This is a genomic window from Aquabacterium sp. (assembly GCF_044226965.1).
In the GTDB taxonomy this organism is placed as follows: domain Bacteria; phylum Pseudomonadota; class Gammaproteobacteria; order Burkholderiales; family Burkholderiaceae_C; genus Pseudaquabacterium.
The window spans coordinates 1-14,535 of record NZ_JBGAGA010000028.1 but is presented as its reverse complement, the minus strand read 5'-3'; the positions used below and the strand labels follow the sequence as shown (position 1 = coordinate 14,535).

Here is a 14,535-nt window from a genome sequence, read left to right as displayed (position 1 = left end):
GCTCGCCATCCCGAACGGGGCCGAATCGACCCTTGGCGCGATCATCTTCACAGGTCTCCTATCATGGAATCATGGTCACACGAAGAGCCGTAGCGGCTGCACCGAAGCAGGCACGTCAAGGCCCATCCGGGAGCGGGAACGGCGACCCTGCCGCCCAGGTACTGCGGCGCTTCCGCCTGGTCTTCAATGCCGTCAAGACGCACTTCCAGCAGGTCGAGAAGAAGGCCGGGGTCGGCGGCGCGCAGTTGTGGGCGCTGAGCGTCGTGCGCGATCGACCCAATATCGGCATCAACGATCTGGCGCAGGCAATGGACATCCACCAGTCGACCGCCAGCAACCTGGTCAAGACCTTGATCGCCCGCGGGCTCGTCACCGGCGCCAAGAACGGCGTGGATCGACGCACCGTCCAACTGCGCATCCTGCCAGCCGGAGCCGCTGTGCTGCGGCGCGCACCGGGGCCCCTGACCGGCGTCCTGCCCGAGGCACTCGCCAGCCTGGACGCCAAGACGCTCATGCGCCTCGATGCAGACCTGGCCAAGCTGATCACCGCCCTGGATGCCGATGAACGAGCAGCCAACATTCCGTTGGGCCAGTAGCCAAGACCCGCGGTCAAGTACTCGGCGCTTCCGCATTCGTCCGCATTGCCTTCGACCTTGATCGGGTCGCGACTCGGTGAATCTGCATGTCGTCGTGTCCAACAGGCGATCGAGGTTCAGGGCCCGGGCGAGCATCGAGGGTGGTGCTGCAGTCGCCCGCATGTTACAAGAACATTTGTCCACATGTACACGCGCCGGGTGGCTGTCTGTGCATGCGTTGCGCAGGCGTGCCTTGGTCTGTCCTGCTCGCATTGCCTTTTGGGGCCGCAGCGGCAACCCCGACGATTGAAGCGACGGATGATCAGAGAGTTCTGGGTCGGCGTGATCGCCACTCTGGTCTTGTCCGAATGAGGTCGTGCGCATCGACGCCGGCGTGATCAAGACGTGATCTTTCGCGGATCACCGCGTGATGCAGCCTGTCCACAGTGCCGTCATGTTCAAACCCCCTGCACTGGAGGCACCGATGATCCGCCGCCGCACCCTGACCACCCTCGGCCTCGCGGCCGCCACGCTGCTGGCCGCCTGCGGCGGGGGTGGCGATGACGCACCCGCCCCGGCCGCCGTCACCCCGCCGCCCGCGCCGATGCTGGCCAACCAGCTCTACACGCAGACCAACGAAACCACCAACACCGTGCTGCAGTACAGCCGCGCGGCGAATGGCACGCTGCTGCGCGTGGCCGCGGTGGCCAGCGGCGGCCAGGGCACCAACGGCATCCGCATCAACGGCACGCCGGGGCCCAACACGCTGGGCAGCCAGTTCAGCGTGGTGACGGTGCCCGAGCGCCAGCTGCTGCTGGCCGCCAATGGCGGCGACAACTCGATCTCGGTGTTCGCGCTCGACGCCGCCAGCGGCACGCCCACGCTGCTGAAGAACACCCGGACCCAGGGCCTGCGGCCCAACAGCCTGGCGGTGGCCGGCAAGGTGGTCTACGCCAGCTTCCTGGGCGGCACGCTGCAGCTGGGCGCCTACCGCCTGGCGGACGACGGCTCGCTGCAGCAGCTGGGCCTGTACAACGTGGCGCAGATGGGCGCGCTGAACCCGGCCAACGTGGCGCCGACGCAGCTGCTGGTCTCGCCCGACCAGCGCTTCGTGATGCTGAGCACCGGCACCGCCAGCAACGCGGTGCTGGCCTTCCCGGTCAATGCCGACGGCACGCTGGGCAACCCGGTGGCCAACACCACGCAGCTGACGACGCCTTTCGCCGGCCAGTTCGTGAAGACCGGCAACGGCAGCACGATCTACCTGTCCACCGGCATCACCGGCGTTTCGCTCACCGCCTACACGCTGGCCTCCACCGGCGTGCTGACGCAGCTGAGCCAGGCCATGGCCGCCGGCGTCGGCGCGCCGTGCTGGTTGTCGGTCACGCCCAATGGACGTTATGCCTACGTCGGCAACGGCAGCGGATCGATCTCGTCGTACGGCATCGGCAACGACGGCACGCTGACGCTGCTGCAGTCGATCGCCGCGATGGAGCCCTCGGTGCTGGCCGGCGTCAACAGCGTGGCCGGCGACGCCTGGGTCAGCCCGGACGGCAAGTACCTGTACTCCACCTACCTCGGCGCGGACAAGATCGTCAGCTACGCGATCGATGCCTCCACCGGCGCGCTGAGCAAGGTGGGCGAGGTGATCGTCGGCACCAGCTCGAAGCTGGGCCTGCAGGGAATGGCGGGCGTTTGAGGCCAGGCGCCAGGTGCTGCCGTCAGCGCGGCGGCAGCACCTGCACCGCCATCCGCACCAATTGCGAGAGCGAGCGCGCCTCCATCTTCTCGATCAGGTGCGCGCGGTGGGTTTCCACGGTGCGGATCGACAGGCCCAGGTCGTCGGCGATCAGCTTGTTCGGCCGGCCCTCGACGATGGCCTGCAGCACCTGCTTCTCGCGCTCGCTCAGGCGCGCGTAGCGCTCGGCGATGCGCTGGTGCTCGCCGGCGTCCGCGTGGGCGCGGCCGGACAGCTCGATCGCCTGGTGCACGCGGTCGAGCAGCGCCTGGTCGTGGAAGGGCTTCTCGATGAAGTCCAGCGCGCCGGCGCGCATGGCGCGCACGGCCATCGGGATGTCGCCATGGCCGCTCATCACGATCACCGGCAGCTGGATGCCGGCCGCGGCCAGGCGCTCCTGCAGGTCCAGCCCGTTCAGGCCGGGCAGCCGCACGTCCAGCAGCAGGCAGCCCGGCGCGCCGCGTCGGTACTCGGCCAGGAACTGCGCGGCCGAACCGTACTGCAGGCTGGCCAGTCCGACCGAGCGCAGCAGCAGCGCCACCGCATCGCGCACCTCGGCCTCGTCGTCGACGATGTGGACACACGGCGGCAAGGAGCTGGGCAGCATGTCCATGATGCTAACGCGCCATCGGCGCGTCCTCCAGCGGCAGCGCCAGCACGAAGCGCGCGCCGCGGTCCGGCGCGGGTTCGGCCAGCCAGAGCCGGCCCTGGTGCGCCTCGGCGATCGAGCGGCTGATGGCCAGGCCGATGCCCATGCCGCCGGGCTTGTGCGAGACGAAGGGTTCGAAGATGCGCTCGGCCTGCTCGGGCGGCACGCCGGGCCCGCTGTCCTGCACCGCCAGCTGCAGCTCGCCATCCTGCAGCGCGCCTTCGATGCGCAGCCGGCGCTGCGCGCGCGGCACCGGCTGCATCGCCTCGATGCCATTGCGCACCAGGTTCAGCAGCACCTGCTCGATCTGGATGCCGTCCACCGCCACCAGGGGCAGCGTCGGCGGCAGCGCCACCTGCAGGTCCACGCCGCTGGCCGCGGCATCGGCGCGGGCCAGGCCGATCACCTCGGCCACCAGGTAGGCCGGCGCCACCGGCGCGCGCACGATCTCCTGCCGCGCCAGGAAACCGCGCAGGCGGCGCACGATCTCGCTGGCGCGCTCGGCCTGCCGCGCCATGCGGCCCAGCGTGTCGGACAGCTCGGCCGGCGCGGCCCCGGCCGCCAGCAGGCGCTGGCTGGCCTGCGCAAAGGTGCGCAGCGCGGTGAGCGGCTGGTTGATCTCGTGCGCGATGGCGCTGGCCATCTGGCCCATCGCGCTCAGGCGGCCCACATGCGCCAGCTGCTGCAGGTGGCGGCGGCCCTGCTCTTCGGCATGCTTGCGGCGCAGCTCGGCCGCCGCGCGTGAATGGAAGATCTGGAACAGCGGGCGATCGGCGATGGCGCCCTCGATCGGCCCCGTGGTCTCGAAGGCCATGTGGCCGATCAGCTGGCGGCCGCTGCTGTCGTGGATCGGCACGCCGAGGTAGCTGTCGAGTCCCTGGCGCTCGGCCCAGGCGTAGCGCTGCTGCAGGTCGCCTTGCACGCAAAAGACGCGGCCATCCTGGATCGTCCGTTCGCAGGGCGTACCGGCGAGGTCGACGGCATCGGACCAGAAGGCCAGCGTGCGCACCCGCGTCGTCGGGCGGTCCACGCATTCGGCGATGAAGGCGCGGCGCAGCCCGAAGGCCTCGGCCAGGTGGCGCATCAGCGTGCGGAAGAAGTCCTGGCCGGTCAGCGGCGCGGTGGCCCGCGCGATCCACTGCAGCAGCTGCTCGTCGCCGGCGCCGCGCATCATGCCTTGATCGCCGCCCCCACCGTCACCCAGCCGTGGGTGCGCGGCATCTTCGGCGCGAAGAACTGCTGCACGGTCGCGAAGCGGAAGCCGTTGTCGGCCAGCAGGCGCGAGACCGGCCGCGTCAGGTGGCAGCCGCAGCCCAGCTTGCCCTGCGGCCAGTCGAGCCGGTGCTGCCAGCGCGCGACGCCGGCCTCGTCGGCCAGGCCGTGCTCCAGCAGCAGCAGCCAGCCATCGTCGCGCAGCACGCGGCGCAGTTCGCCCAGCACGCGCCCGGGGTCCATCACGCTGCACAGCGTGAGCGTGCTCACCGCGGTGTCGAAGCTGGCCTCGGGCAGCGGCAGCGACTCGGCCGCGCAGTTCAGGATCTGCACCGGAAACGGCGCGGCCGCGATGCGCGACGCCGCGCGCTCCACCATGCCGGGATTGGGCTCGATGCCCACCACGCGCTGCACCGTGCCGCCGTAGTGCGGCAGGTTCAGCCCGGTGCCGAAGCCGATCTCGATGACCTGGCCGGCGGCGGCACGCACCGCTTCGTCGCGGATGCGGTCGAGCTCGGGATCGGCGCTGAGCCGGTCGTTCATCCACGGAAACACGCGGGACCGGTAGTACTGGGCGGCAGACAGCATGGCAGCCTCCTGATCAAGCGGGCCTGCACGCCGGCCCGGGGCGTTGCGCCGGTTCAGCCGGCGGCGCGGCCGGTGCCACCGAAGCGGCGCCGGATGAAGTGGTCGATCGACAGCTTGCCCGGGCCATGCAGCAGCGTCACCAGCAGGAACATGCCCCACATCTGGTGATCCTTCAAGCCCACCTCGCCGACGTCGGGGTACGAGATCACCGCGACGATGTTCAGCACGAACAGGCCGGCCGCGGCGAAGCGGCTGCCCAGGCCCAGCACCAGCAGCACCGGAAAGCCCAGCTCGGCGGCGGTGGCCATCGCGGCGGCCAGCGCCGGCGGCAGGAAGGGCACCATGTACTCGTTCTCGAACAGCGCGATGGTGTTGTCCCAGCTGGCGATCTTGGTCAGGCCCGACTTGAAGAAGACCATCGCGATGAAGACGCGGATCACCAGGTCGATGGCCGGCGCGAAGCGCTCGGCCGTGCGGATGGCCCAGCGGGCGAAGGCCAGCGCCCGGTCCTGCAGGCGCGGCGAGGTGTTCATCGGCAGCGCCGGGCCGGCGGTGGTCGCGGCGCTGGAGGGGGTGGTCTGCATGGGCGGGCTCCGTTGGGGGGTTGCTTTGATGGTTTGGTCGGGCGACGGCGCCAAACCTTTCACGCGCCGAGTTCGAGCAGGTACAGGTTGAACTGCGTGGCCGCTTCGCTGAACACGCGCCGCGTCTGCCAGCCGGCCTGGCGCGCAATGGCCTGGAAGCGCAGCGCGCCGTGCTGGTACGCGCACTCGGTGAGCAGGCCCTCGCCCTCGGCAAAGTGGAAGCTGCGGCCCAGCACCTCGACCGTGTGCGCTTCGCGCGCCACCAGGTGCTGCTCGAGGCAGCGCTCCTGCGCGTCCCAGCGCACCTCGTGCGCGAAGCGGTCGAGCGCGAAGTCGCCGGCCAACTCGCGGTTGATGCGGGTCAGCAGGTTGCGGTGGAAGGCGGCGCCCAGGCCGCGCGCGTCGTCGTACGCGGGCAGCAGCCGCGCCGGGTCCTGCGTGGCATCGGCGCCCACCAGCAGCAGGCTGCCGGGGCCGAGGATGCGGCCGAAGCGCACCAGCAGGTTGGCCGCCGCATCGGGCGTGTAGTTGCCGATGCTCGAGCCCGGGAAGAAGCCGACGCGCCGGCCATGGCTGGCCGGCGGCAGCGCCAGCGTGTGCAGGCTGGTGATGTCGCCGATCACCGGCTGCACCGGCAGGCGCGGGTAGATGCTCTTGAGCGCGCCGACCGACTCGATCAGGAACTGCGCCGAGATGTCCACCGGCACGTAGAGCCCCGGCCGGTCCAGCGCCGACAGCAGCAGCGGCGTCTTGCGGCCGGAGCCGCTGCCGAACTCCACCACCGTGGCGCGCGGGCCGGCCAGCGGGCCGATCTCGGGCGCGAAGCGTTCGAGGATGCGGATCTCGGCGCGCGTCAGGTAGTAGGCGTCGAGGAAGGTGATTTCCTCGAACAGCTCGGAGCCGCGGTGGTCGTACAGCCAGCGGCTGGGCACGCAGCGGCCGCGCCGCGCCAGGCCCGCGAGCACGTCGCGCGCGAAGGGTGTGTCGGTCCGCGCCACGCGGTCGGTGGCGAAGGCAAGTCCGGTCATGGTGGTGTCTCCCTGTCAGTCCAGCGGTGCCAGCGAACCCAGCAAGGTGGGGATCAGCTCGCTCACCGTCGGATGGATGTGCACGCAGCGTTGGATCACCGTGCAGGGCTGGTCTGCGGCCATGGTGTCGAGCAAGGCGTGGATGGCCTCGTCGCCCTCGATGCAGAACAGCGTGGCACCGAGGATGCGCTGCGTGTCGGCATCCACCAGTACCTTCATGAAACCCTGGGTCTCGTCGCGCTCGCGGGCGCGGCCCACGCGCGTCATCGGCAGCATGCCGGCCAGCACGCGACGGCCCGAGGCGCGGGCCTGTGCGTCGTTCATGCCGATGCGCGCCAGCGGCGGGTCGGTGAACAGCGCGTAGACCGGGATGCGGTCGCTGAGGCGGCGCGCGCCGCCCTCGAGCAGGTTGGCCGCGACGATCTCGAAGTCGTTGTACGAGGTGTGCGTGAAGGCGCCCTGCCCGTTCACGTCGCCCAGCGCCCACACGCCTTCGACGCTGGTGCGCAGCTGGTCGTCGACGCGGATGAAGCCGCGCGCATCGATCTCGATGCCGGCCTGGTCCAGCCCCAGGTCGTCGGTGTTCGGCCGGCGACCGGTGGCCACCAGCAGGTCGCTGCCTTGCAAGGTGAGCGGCTGTCCGCCTGCCTGCAGGTCGAGCCGAATACCGCCATCGGCGGACCGGCCCGCCGTCACCTCGCGCGCGCCGGTGACGAAGCGGATGCCTTCGGCTTCGAGCACGCTGCGCACCGCCTGCGAGACCTCGGGGTCCTCGCGCGCGATCAGCCGGTCGGCCACCTCGACCACGGTCACCTCGGCGCCGAAGCGCCGGTAGACCTGCGCGAACTCCAGCCCGATGTAGCTGCCGCCAGCCACCAGCAGGTGGGCCGGCACGCGGTCCAGCGCCAGCACGCTGGTATTGGTCAGGTACGGCAGGCCGGCCAGGCCGGGCCAGTCGGGCAGCACCGGGCGGCCGCCGGTGTTGACGAAGATGCGCGGCGCGGTGAAGCGCTCGCGGCCGACGGCCAGCTCGTGCGGGCCCGTGAAGCGGGCGTGGCCGTCGATCAGCGTCAGCCCGTCCAGGCCGGCCAGCCAGCGGCGCAGGTTGTCGCGCGCGGTGTGCACCACGTTGTCGACCCGCGCCTTCACGCGCGCCATGTCGATCGTCACCGGGCCCGGGATCACCACGCCAAAGTCGGCCGCGCGGCGCGCGATGTGCGCGGCGCGGGCACTGGCCACCAGCGTCTTGGTGGGCATGCAGCCGTCGTTGACGCAGGTGCCGCCCAGGTGCTCGCGCTCGATCAGCGCCACGCGCTGGCCGGCCGCCACCAGGCGGGCTGCCAGAAACGGGCCGGACTGGCCGGCACCGATGACGATCGCATCGAACGAGCGGGACATGCGGGGCTCCTTGACGAGGGCTTGGGCGTTGGTCGTGCCGCCCGGCCGTTCCTGACAGATCGCGCCCTCCGTAGTCCCCGCAACCGGCTGCGCAGTGCTCCGAATGGGCGCGGCGAGGTCCGCTCACTATGCTCGCCGGCCATCGTCACGTCATCCCCTGCAAAGGCCGGCCCGATGGAACGCCACATCCTGGTCATCGAAGACAACCCGGACATCGCCCGGCTGGCGGCGCTGCACCTGTCGACCCTGGGCCTGCAGGTGCAGACGCTCGCGGACGGCCGCGCCGGCCTGCAGGCCGCGCTGGCCCAGCCGCCTGCGCTGCTGGTGCTGGACCTCACGCTGCCCGGCCTGGACGGGCTGGAGATCTGCCGTGAGCTGCGCCGCCAGCGCGCGCACGTGCCGATCCTGATGCTGACCGCGCGCTCGTCGGAGCTCGACCGCGTGCTCGGCCTGGAGCTGGGCGCCGACGACTACCTGGCCAAGCCCTTCTCGGTGCTGGAGCTGGTGGCGCGCGCCAAGGCGCTGCTGCGGCGCATGGCCTCGCTGCAGGCCGCCGCGCCGGCCGCGGTCGTGCAGCCGCCGGAGGAGCGCCTGGCCATCGGCGGGCTGCAGATCGACGTCGCGCGGCGCGAGGTGCGCGCGGGCGAGCGCACGATCGAGCTCACCGCGAAGGAGTTCGACCTGCTGCTGCACTTCGCGCGCAGTCCGGGCCGGGTGATGACGCGGCTGCAACTGCTGCAGCAGGTCTGGGGCTATGGCCACAGCGGCTACGAGCACACCGTCAACACCCACATCAACCGGCTGCGCGCCAAGATCGAGGCCGACCCGAACCAGCCCGAGATCATCCAGACCGTGTGGGGCGTGGGCTACCGCGGCTGCGATGCGCGCGAGCGCGGCGCACCGCTGCGCGCCGCAGCGGCCTGAGCCAGGCCGATCGGCCCCGCGATGCCACCACGCCTGCTGTCCAGCCACCTGCCGCGCAGGCTGGCCTTGATGCTGGCGCTGCTGTTCCTGCTGGGCGGCGGCCTGGTGGTGGCGGCCTCGCAGCACATGCCCGAACTGCGCCAGGTGCTGACGCTGGGGGCCGAACTGCTGGCCGCGGCCATCGCCTTCGCGCTGCTGGCCGCGCTGCTGATGTTCCACCTGCTGACAAGGCGGCTGCACCTGCTGGCGCAGGAGATCGCGGCCTTTCGCGCCAGCCGCTTCACGCAGCCGCGGCGGCTGCACTGGGCGCGTGACGATGGCGACGAGATCGACCGCCTGGCGCACGATTTCGGCGAGCTGTGCGACCGCATCAGCCAGCAGCTGGCCGAGCTGCAGCAGCACGACGTGCAGCGACGCGAGCTGCTGGCCAATGTCTCGCACGACCTGCGCACGCCGCTGACGCTGATGCGCGGCTACCTCGACACGCTGCTGCTGCGCCATGGCGAGCTGGGCCGGCCCGAGGTGCAGGGCTGCCTGCAGGTGGCCGCGCGCCATGCCGAGCGCCTGGGCCGGCTGGTCGACGACCTGTTCGAGCTGGCCCGGCTGGAGCGGCCGGCCGACCCGGCGGCGCTGGAGGTGTTCTCGCTCGGCGAGCTGGCGCAGGACATCGCGCAGAAGTTCGCGCTGCCGGCCGGCGAACGCGGCCAGCGCATCGAGGCGCGGCTGCAGGGCTTCATCGGCAGCACGGTGCCGGTGTGCGGCGACATCGGGCTGGTGGAGCGTGCGCTGGAGAACCTGGTCGAGAACGCCTTGCGCCACACGCCCGAGGGCGGCAGCGTGGGCATCGACATCGCGCCCGATGCCACACAGGCGCCGGGCCGGGTGCGCATCAGCGTCAGCGACACCGGCTGCGGCATTGCACCCGAGCACCTGCCGCATGTGTTCGACCGCTACTTCCAGGCGCAGCGCGTGGAAGACAGCGCCGACGCGGCCCGGCACCATGCCGGCCTGGGCCTGGCGATCACGCAGCGCATCGTCGCGCTGCATGGCGGCACCATCCGCGTCGACAGCACGCTGGGCCAGGGCACGGTGTTCAGCTTCGACCTGCCGCTGGCATCGGGCCACGCGCCGCTGGCGCTGCGGCCGCCGGCCGGCTGGCCCGCGGCGCTGCCGGCAGGGCCCGCGCCCGGCGCGGCCGGCAGTGCACCGCACCCGCAGGCGGGCCCGGCGCAGCAGGCCGAAGCGGCGTGCCGACAGGCCGACGCGGCGCGCCGGCTGGCCGAGCAGCGCCTGGCGCTGGCGCTGCGGGGCGCCCAGGACGGCCTGTGGGAACTGGCGCCGGGCGCAGGGCAGCTGCAGGTCTCCGCGCGCTGGCAGCACATGCTCGGGCGGCAGGCCGACGGCGAGGCCACGCTGGCGCTGGCCGACTGGCAGGCCCTGGTGCATCCGGACGACCGCGACGCGGTGCTGCAGGCGCTGCAGCAGGTCCTGGCCGACGGCAGCGAGCGCTACGAGCAGGTGCTGCGGCTGCGGCATGCCGATGGTCGCTATCTTTGGGTGCTGTCGCGCGGCAGTCTGGTGCGCCATGCCAGCGGCACGCCGAGCCGGCTGATCGGCGTGGACACCGACATCACCCGCACCAAGCGCATCGAGCGGCTGGTCGAGGCCCTGGCCGAGGGCACCGCGGCACGCAGCGGCGAGGGCTTCTTCCGCGCGCTGGTGCAGCACTTCGCGCAGGCCCTGCAGGTCGACAGCGTGTTCATCACCGAGTACGCGGGCGCGCGGCACGCGCGCACGCTCGCCGCCTGGCAGCGAGGCGGCTGGCGGCCCGGCGGCGAGTACCCGCTGGCCGGCACGCCCTGCGAGCAGGTGCTGCAGCAGGGCCGCCGCAGCTTCATTGGCAGCGGCCTGGGCCGGCAGTTCCCACGCGAGGCGGGCTGCGAAGGCTACCTGGGCCTGCCGCTGTTCAGCCGCGATGGCCGCGTGATCGGCCACCTGGCCTTCCTGCACGGCCAGGCTCTGGCGGAGGACCGCCTGCTCGAATCCGTGTGCCGCATCTTCACCGCGCGCGCGGCAGCCGAGATCGAATGGCTGCAGGCGCAGCGCCGGCGCGAGACCGCGATCCGCGTCGAATGACGCGCAAGAGACGCGTCAGCCGCCGCGACGCAGCGCGCGCTCGGCCAGCTCGAAGCCGGCTTCGCACAGCAGCGCCAGCGCCGCGGCCGGCAGCGCACCGGCAAGCAGCAGTCCCTGGTCGTTCAAGGCCAGTCCGGTGACGATGCGCTCGCCATAGCCGCCGGCGCCGACGAAGGCGGCGATCGTCGCGGTGCCCACCGCGATGCTGGTGGCCGTGCGCACGCCGGCCACGATGACCGGCAGCGCCAGCGGCAGCTCGACCAGGCGCAGGCGCTGCGGCGGCGTCAGCCCCAGCGCCGAAGCCGCCAGCTTCAGGCCGGCCGGCACCTCGGCCAGGCCGGTGCAGGTGTTGCGCATGACCGGCAGCAGCGCGAACAGCGTCAGCGCCAGCAGCGCCGGCAGGCTGCCGATGCGGCCCAGCAGCGAGATCAGCACCGCCAGCAGGGCCAGCGAAGGCACCGTCTGCAGCAGCCCGGTGCTGCCCAGCACCAGCGCGCGCCAGCGCGCATGCGGCGCCACGGCGATGGCCAGCGGCACACCGATCGCCACCGCCAGCGCCACCGACGCGGCGACCAGCGCCAGGTGCTGCAGCGTCAGCCGCGCCAGGTCCGGCCCCCACAGCCTGGCCCAGAAGCCAGTGCCGCCCGAGGCCGCCGCTGACAAGGCCACGGGTGCCGAGGCCGCCGAGCCGGCGGCCCGCGCGGCCAGGAAATCGCGCGCGATGACATCGAAGCCCTGGCCTTGCAGCTCGGCCTTCGCATTCATCGCGATCATCGCGGCCTCGTCGACGCTGCCGGCCAGCTTCTGCAGCGCCGCCCAGGCCGCGGGCTGGCGCTGCGGCAGGTCCAGCCGGTACAGCAGCACCGCGTCATACCGCGGAAAGTACGCAGCATCGTCCTGCAGCACCCGCAGCTTCAGGTGGCCGATCTTCGCGTCGGTGGTGTAGATGTCGATCACGTCGACCTGGCCGCCGGCCAGGGCGTCGTAGGCCAGGCCATGGTCCAGCCCGCGCGGCTGCTGCGGCAGGCCGTAGCGCCGGGCCAGCCCGCCCCAGCCGTCGGCGCGGCCGATGAATTCGTTGCTCAGCCCGAAGCGCAGCGCCGGCTGGCGCGCCAGGTCGGACAGCGTGCGAACGCCCAGGCGCTCGGCCTGCTCGGCCCGCATCGCCAGCGCATAGCCGTCGTTGAAGCCGAAGCGCACGGCCACGCCCAGCCCCAAGGGCGCCAGGCGCGCGCCCATCGCCTCCAGCGTGCCGGCCTGCGGGTCTTTCAGGATCTCCTGCGCGATGGTGCCGGTGTACTCGGCATAGGCATCGATGCGGCCGGCCCGCAGCGCCTGGTAGACGATGGCGGTGTTGCCCAGGCCCTGCAGCACCTCGACCGGCGCATGCGGCTGCACCGTCTGCGCGACGATCTGCGCCAGGATGTAGGACTCGGTGAAGCGCTTGGAGCCGATGCGGATCGGCTCATCGGCCGCCGCCGCCGGGCTGATCGCGCCGGGCAGCCAGGCGAGGCACAGCGCAGCACACCACAGGCGCAGCCAGCGAAGGTTCAGCAGCATGGCGCGCAGCTTCGGTGAAGCGGCGGGCCGGGTCAAGCCGGCCTGGCCGCCTCATCGCGCCGGCGTGCGGGTGATCAGTTGCTTGAACACGCCGCCAGCCGCCACCGAGCCGCTGCGCTCGCCTTCGCCGCGCGCCAGCCGCTCGCAGTCGGCACGGTCGGCCTCGGGCTGGCTCTGGCAGCGCTGCAGTGCATTGCGTGCCAGCGTGGCGGCGTCCTCGTGGTTGTCCAGCCGCCCGCGCAAGGCCTCGGCGCGCGCGGCGCCGGCCTCCTGCAGGCAGGTGGCGCGGTCCTGCGGCGAGCGGCCGTCGAGGCACTTCGCGCGCTCCTGGCGGTAGACGGCTTCGATGGCGGCGGTGTCGGCGGCGTGTTCGCCGTGCGGGCGGCCCGCGGTGGCCGCCTGCGCCGGCAGCAGCACGGTGGTGGCCGCGGTGAGCAGCGCGGCGCGGCAGACGAGCGTGAGGGCATGGATCTTCATCGGGACCTCCGGACGAAAGCTTGGATGCCCACAGCCTAGGCGCCGATGCCGGTGGCCGCCATCGTCCGTCGCCGCGGCCGCCGGTCGGCATCGCCTGACACGGCCGGCGCCTTCCGTCTGCCCTACAAGCGGACGGCCGCTTGTCTGATGGCCCCGGGCGGGGGTGCCTTCCTAGACTGGCTCGTCGTTTGACTCAACCCAGGAGATTCCGATGAGCAAGACCGCATCCGCCGCCGTGGAACAGGCCGCCGAACAGGCCGCCGGCAAGGCCTCGCAGATGATCGAGTCGACCCGCCACGCGGCCAACCACACGCTCGACCAGCTGGACCAGCGCGTCGACGCGCTGCGCGATGCCGCACCGTCGGTGTGGCGCCAGGCGGGCGCACAGGTGGAAGATCTCACCCGCCGCGGCATCGACCGTGCGCGCGAGGCCTCGCTGAAGGTGCGCGACAAGGTCGTCGACACGCATGACCGCAGCGTGGCCTACATCCGCGACGAGCCGGTCAAGTCGGTGGTGATCGCCGCGGCGGCCGGCGCCACGCTGGCCGCGCTGATCGGCTGGCTGGCGCGCTCGCGCCATTCGCAGTCCGGCGTCTGATGCCCGACCCCCTGCCGCCGGCCGCCACCGTGATCGCCCCGCTGCTGCGCCTGCTGGCCGCGCCACGCCAGGACCTGGCCGCTCACTTGAGCGACTATGCCGAGCTGGCCGCCGCCGATGCCGGTGCCGCTGCCGCGGCTTGGCGGCGCCGCAGCCTGCTGCTCGGCGCGACCGTGCTGTGCCTGCTGCTGGCCGCCGGCCTGGGCGGCATGGCGCTGCTGCTGGTGGCGGTGCTGCCGCTGTCCGCGATGCCGCAGCCCTGGCTGCTGGCGGTGGTGCCCGCGGTGCCGCTGCTGGCAGCGCTGACCTGCGCCCTGATGCTGTGGCGGCAGCCGGTGCAGGCGCCCTTCGCGCAACTGCGCCAGCGGCTGGCCGACGAGGGCAGCCGCCTGGCGGCCACGCCGGCAGCAGGCGCCGCGCTACCCGCCGGCGCGCTGCGGCCGGTGTTGCGCGCGCTGCGCCGCAGCACGCGCCAGGCGCCGCTGCTGACCCTGCTGGCCGCCGCCGGCGCCGGTGCCGCGCTGGTGGCCACCAGGCCCTGGCGCTGGCCGCTGTTCTCGCGCCTGTGCGCGCCCTGGCCGGGCCAGCTGGGTGGTTGGCTGCTGCAGCAGTTGGCGCAGCCGGCAACGCAGGCGCTGCTGGGCAGCTGGCTGCTCAACGCGATGGCGGCTGTGCGGGATGCCCTACCCGAAGAGACCTCGGCCGCCGACCTCGACCGCCACCGCCGACCGACGGTGCCGCCGGGCACCGCTTCCTAGCATGGCTGGCATGGAGACCAGGAGTTGTCACATGCCCTTCCTCGCCGCTTCCTCCCGTTCGTTGACCCTTTCGCTGCTGAGCGCGGCGGTGCTGGCCGCCTGCGGCGGTGGCAGCGACGCCGACGCGACGCCGTCACCGCCGACCACACCCCCGCCGACCACGCCACCGCCGACCAGCCAGAACCAGATCGACAGCTTCACCATCGCCGGCTACCCGCATGCGGTGGAAGCCTATCGCCCGATGGGCGCGTCCCGCGCGATCGTGTTCCTGCACGGCGGCGGCGGCACGCTGCATGCCATCGCGTACCAG

At 72.4% G+C, this 14,535-nt stretch carries 14 protein-coding genes and 1 pseudogene; 7 read left to right on the top strand and 8 right to left on the bottom strand.

Features of this window, described 5'->3' with window-relative positions; genetic code table 11:
• Nucleotides 1-71: 71 nt before the first annotated feature.
• Together ACILR4_RS14180 and ACILR4_RS14175 are read left to right on the top strand one after the other, a co-directional pair.
• Nucleotides 72-596: a MarR family winged helix-turn-helix transcriptional regulator gene (locus ACILR4_RS14180; protein WP_395701514.1), complete on the top strand. Its 525-nt coding sequence runs from the start codon at nt 72-74 to the stop codon at nt 594-596.
• Between the two features lie 433 nt (nt 597-1,029).
• Entirely contained in the window at nt 1,030-2,274 is a 1,245-nt protein-coding gene (locus ACILR4_RS14175; RefSeq protein ID WP_395701513.1) for a lactonase family protein, read from the top strand.
• Nucleotides 2,275-2,296: 22 nt separating this feature from the next.
• Here ACILR4_RS14175 and ACILR4_RS14170 read toward each other — a convergent pair whose 3' ends face one another.
• The 6 genes from ACILR4_RS14170 to ACILR4_RS14145 are packed head-to-tail and all read right to left on the bottom strand — an operon-like array spanning nt 2,297 to nt 7,772.
• A complete protein-coding gene (locus tag ACILR4_RS14170; protein ID WP_395701512.1) occupies nt 2,297-2,920 on the bottom strand; it encodes a response regulator transcription factor in 624 nt (207 codons plus the stop codon).
• Between the two features lie 10 nt (nt 2,921-2,930).
• A complete protein-coding gene (locus ACILR4_RS14165; protein ID WP_395701511.1) occupies nt 2,931-4,136 on the bottom strand; it encodes a sensor histidine kinase in 1,206 nt (401 codons plus the stop codon).
• Nucleotides 4,133-4,762 carry a class I SAM-dependent methyltransferase gene (locus tag ACILR4_RS14160; RefSeq protein ID WP_395701510.1) on the bottom strand — a complete coding sequence of 210 codons (630 nt, stop codon included), beginning with the start codon at nt 4,760-4,762 and terminating at the stop codon, nt 4,133-4,135. The genes ACILR4_RS14165 and ACILR4_RS14160 overlap by 4 nt, the downstream gene beginning before the upstream one ends.
• 53 nt (nt 4,763-4,815) lie before the next feature.
• Entirely contained in the window at nt 4,816-5,346 is a 531-nt protein-coding gene (locus tag ACILR4_RS14155; protein ID WP_395701509.1) for a DoxX family protein, read from the bottom strand.
• A 59-nt stretch (nt 5,347-5,405) separates the two neighbouring features.
• On the bottom strand, nt 5,406-6,374 hold the full coding sequence (gene egtD / locus ACILR4_RS14150; protein WP_395701508.1) for an L-histidine N(alpha)-methyltransferase: 969 nt from the start codon (nt 6,372-6,374) through the stop codon (nt 5,406-5,408).
• 15 nt (nt 6,375-6,389) lie between these two features.
• Nucleotides 6,390-7,772: an FAD-containing oxidoreductase gene (locus ACILR4_RS14145; RefSeq protein WP_395701507.1), complete on the bottom strand. Its 1,383-nt coding sequence runs from the start codon at nt 7,770-7,772 to the stop codon at nt 6,390-6,392.
• 174 nt (nt 7,773-7,946) lie between these two features.
• Between ACILR4_RS14145 and ACILR4_RS14140 the strand changes: the two genes are divergently transcribed.
• Entirely contained in the window at nt 7,947-8,696 is a 750-nt protein-coding gene (locus tag ACILR4_RS14140) for a winged helix-turn-helix domain-containing protein (RefSeq protein WP_395701506.1), read from the top strand.
• A gap of 21 nt (nt 8,697-8,717) precedes the next feature.
• The gene (locus ACILR4_RS14135; protein WP_395701505.1) at nt 8,718-10,832 is read left to right on the top strand and encodes an ATP-binding protein; all 2,115 of its coding nucleotides are present in this window, start codon (nt 8,718-8,720) and stop codon (nt 10,830-10,832) included.
• 15 nt (nt 10,833-10,847) lie between these two features.
• Here ACILR4_RS14135 and ACILR4_RS14130 read toward each other — a convergent pair whose 3' ends face one another.
• Together ACILR4_RS14130 and ACILR4_RS14125 are read right to left on the bottom strand one after the other, a co-directional pair.
• Nucleotides 10,848-12,392, bottom strand: a complete 1,545-nt coding sequence (locus tag ACILR4_RS14130; RefSeq protein ID WP_395701504.1) for a glycine betaine ABC transporter substrate-binding protein — start codon at nt 12,390-12,392, stop codon at nt 10,848-10,850.
• Nucleotides 12,393-12,443: 51 nt separating this feature from the next.
• On the bottom strand, nt 12,444-12,869 hold the full coding sequence (locus tag ACILR4_RS14125; RefSeq protein WP_395701503.1) for a hypothetical protein: 426 nt from the start codon (nt 12,867-12,869) through the stop codon (nt 12,444-12,446).
• Between the two features lie 211 nt (nt 12,870-13,080).
• On the opposite strand from ACILR4_RS14125, the gene ACILR4_RS14120 reads away from it, so the two are divergent.
• From ACILR4_RS14120 to ACILR4_RS14110, 3 genes and pseudogenes are all read left to right on the top strand, one after another.
• Nucleotides 13,081-13,467 (top strand): hypothetical protein, encoded by a 387-nt coding sequence (locus ACILR4_RS14120; RefSeq protein ID WP_395701502.1) that lies wholly within the window; start codon nt 13,081-13,083, stop codon nt 13,465-13,467.
• A complete protein-coding gene (locus tag ACILR4_RS14115) occupies nt 13,467-14,225 on the top strand; it encodes a hypothetical protein (protein ID WP_395701501.1) in 759 nt (252 codons plus the stop codon). Before ACILR4_RS14120 ends, ACILR4_RS14115 begins: the two co-directional genes overlap by 1 nt.
• Nucleotides 14,226-14,256: 31 nt before the next feature.
• Nucleotides 14,257-14,535 (top strand): annotated as a pseudogene (locus tag ACILR4_RS14110) (hypothetical protein); the annotation flags it as partial.

Excerpts from the sequence above, each read along its gene's own strand:
- ACILR4_RS14180 (WP_395701514.1), top strand. The coding sequence starts at position 72 with ATGGTCACACGAAGAGCCGTAGCGGCTGCACCGAAGCAGGCACGTCAA.
- ACILR4_RS14175 (WP_395701513.1), top strand. The coding sequence starts at position 1,030 with ATGTTCAAACCCCCTGCACTGGAGGCACCGATGATCCGCCGCCGCACC.
- ACILR4_RS14170 (WP_395701512.1), bottom strand. The coding sequence starts at position 2,920 with ATGCTGCCCAGCTCCTTGCCGCCGTGTGTCCACATCGTCGACGACGAG.
- ACILR4_RS14165 (WP_395701511.1), bottom strand. The coding sequence starts at position 4,136 with ATGATGCGCGGCGCCGGCGACGAGCAGCTGCTGCAGTGGATCGCGCGG.
- ACILR4_RS14160 (WP_395701510.1), bottom strand. The coding sequence starts at position 4,762 with ATGCTGTCTGCCGCCCAGTACTACCGGTCCCGCGTGTTTCCGTGGATG.
- ACILR4_RS14155 (WP_395701509.1), bottom strand. The coding sequence starts at position 5,346 with ATGCAGACCACCCCCTCCAGCGCCGCGACCACCGCCGGCCCGGCGCTG.
- egtD (WP_395701508.1), bottom strand. The coding sequence starts at position 6,374 with ATGACCGGACTTGCCTTCGCCACCGACCGCGTGGCGCGGACCGACACA.
- ACILR4_RS14145 (WP_395701507.1), bottom strand. The coding sequence starts at position 7,772 with ATGTCCCGCTCGTTCGATGCGATCGTCATCGGTGCCGGCCAGTCCGGC.
- ACILR4_RS14140 (WP_395701506.1), top strand. The coding sequence starts at position 7,947 with ATGGAACGCCACATCCTGGTCATCGAAGACAACCCGGACATCGCCCGG.
- ACILR4_RS14135 (WP_395701505.1), top strand. The coding sequence starts at position 8,718 with ATGCCACCACGCCTGCTGTCCAGCCACCTGCCGCGCAGGCTGGCCTTG.
- ACILR4_RS14130 (WP_395701504.1), bottom strand. The coding sequence starts at position 12,392 with ATGCTGCTGAACCTTCGCTGGCTGCGCCTGTGGTGTGCTGCGCTGTGC.
- ACILR4_RS14125 (WP_395701503.1), bottom strand. The coding sequence starts at position 12,869 with ATGAAGATCCATGCCCTCACGCTCGTCTGCCGCGCCGCGCTGCTCACC.
- ACILR4_RS14120 (WP_395701502.1), top strand. The coding sequence starts at position 13,081 with ATGAGCAAGACCGCATCCGCCGCCGTGGAACAGGCCGCCGAACAGGCC.
- ACILR4_RS14115 (WP_395701501.1), top strand. The coding sequence starts at position 13,467 with ATGCCCGACCCCCTGCCGCCGGCCGCCACCGTGATCGCCCCGCTGCTG.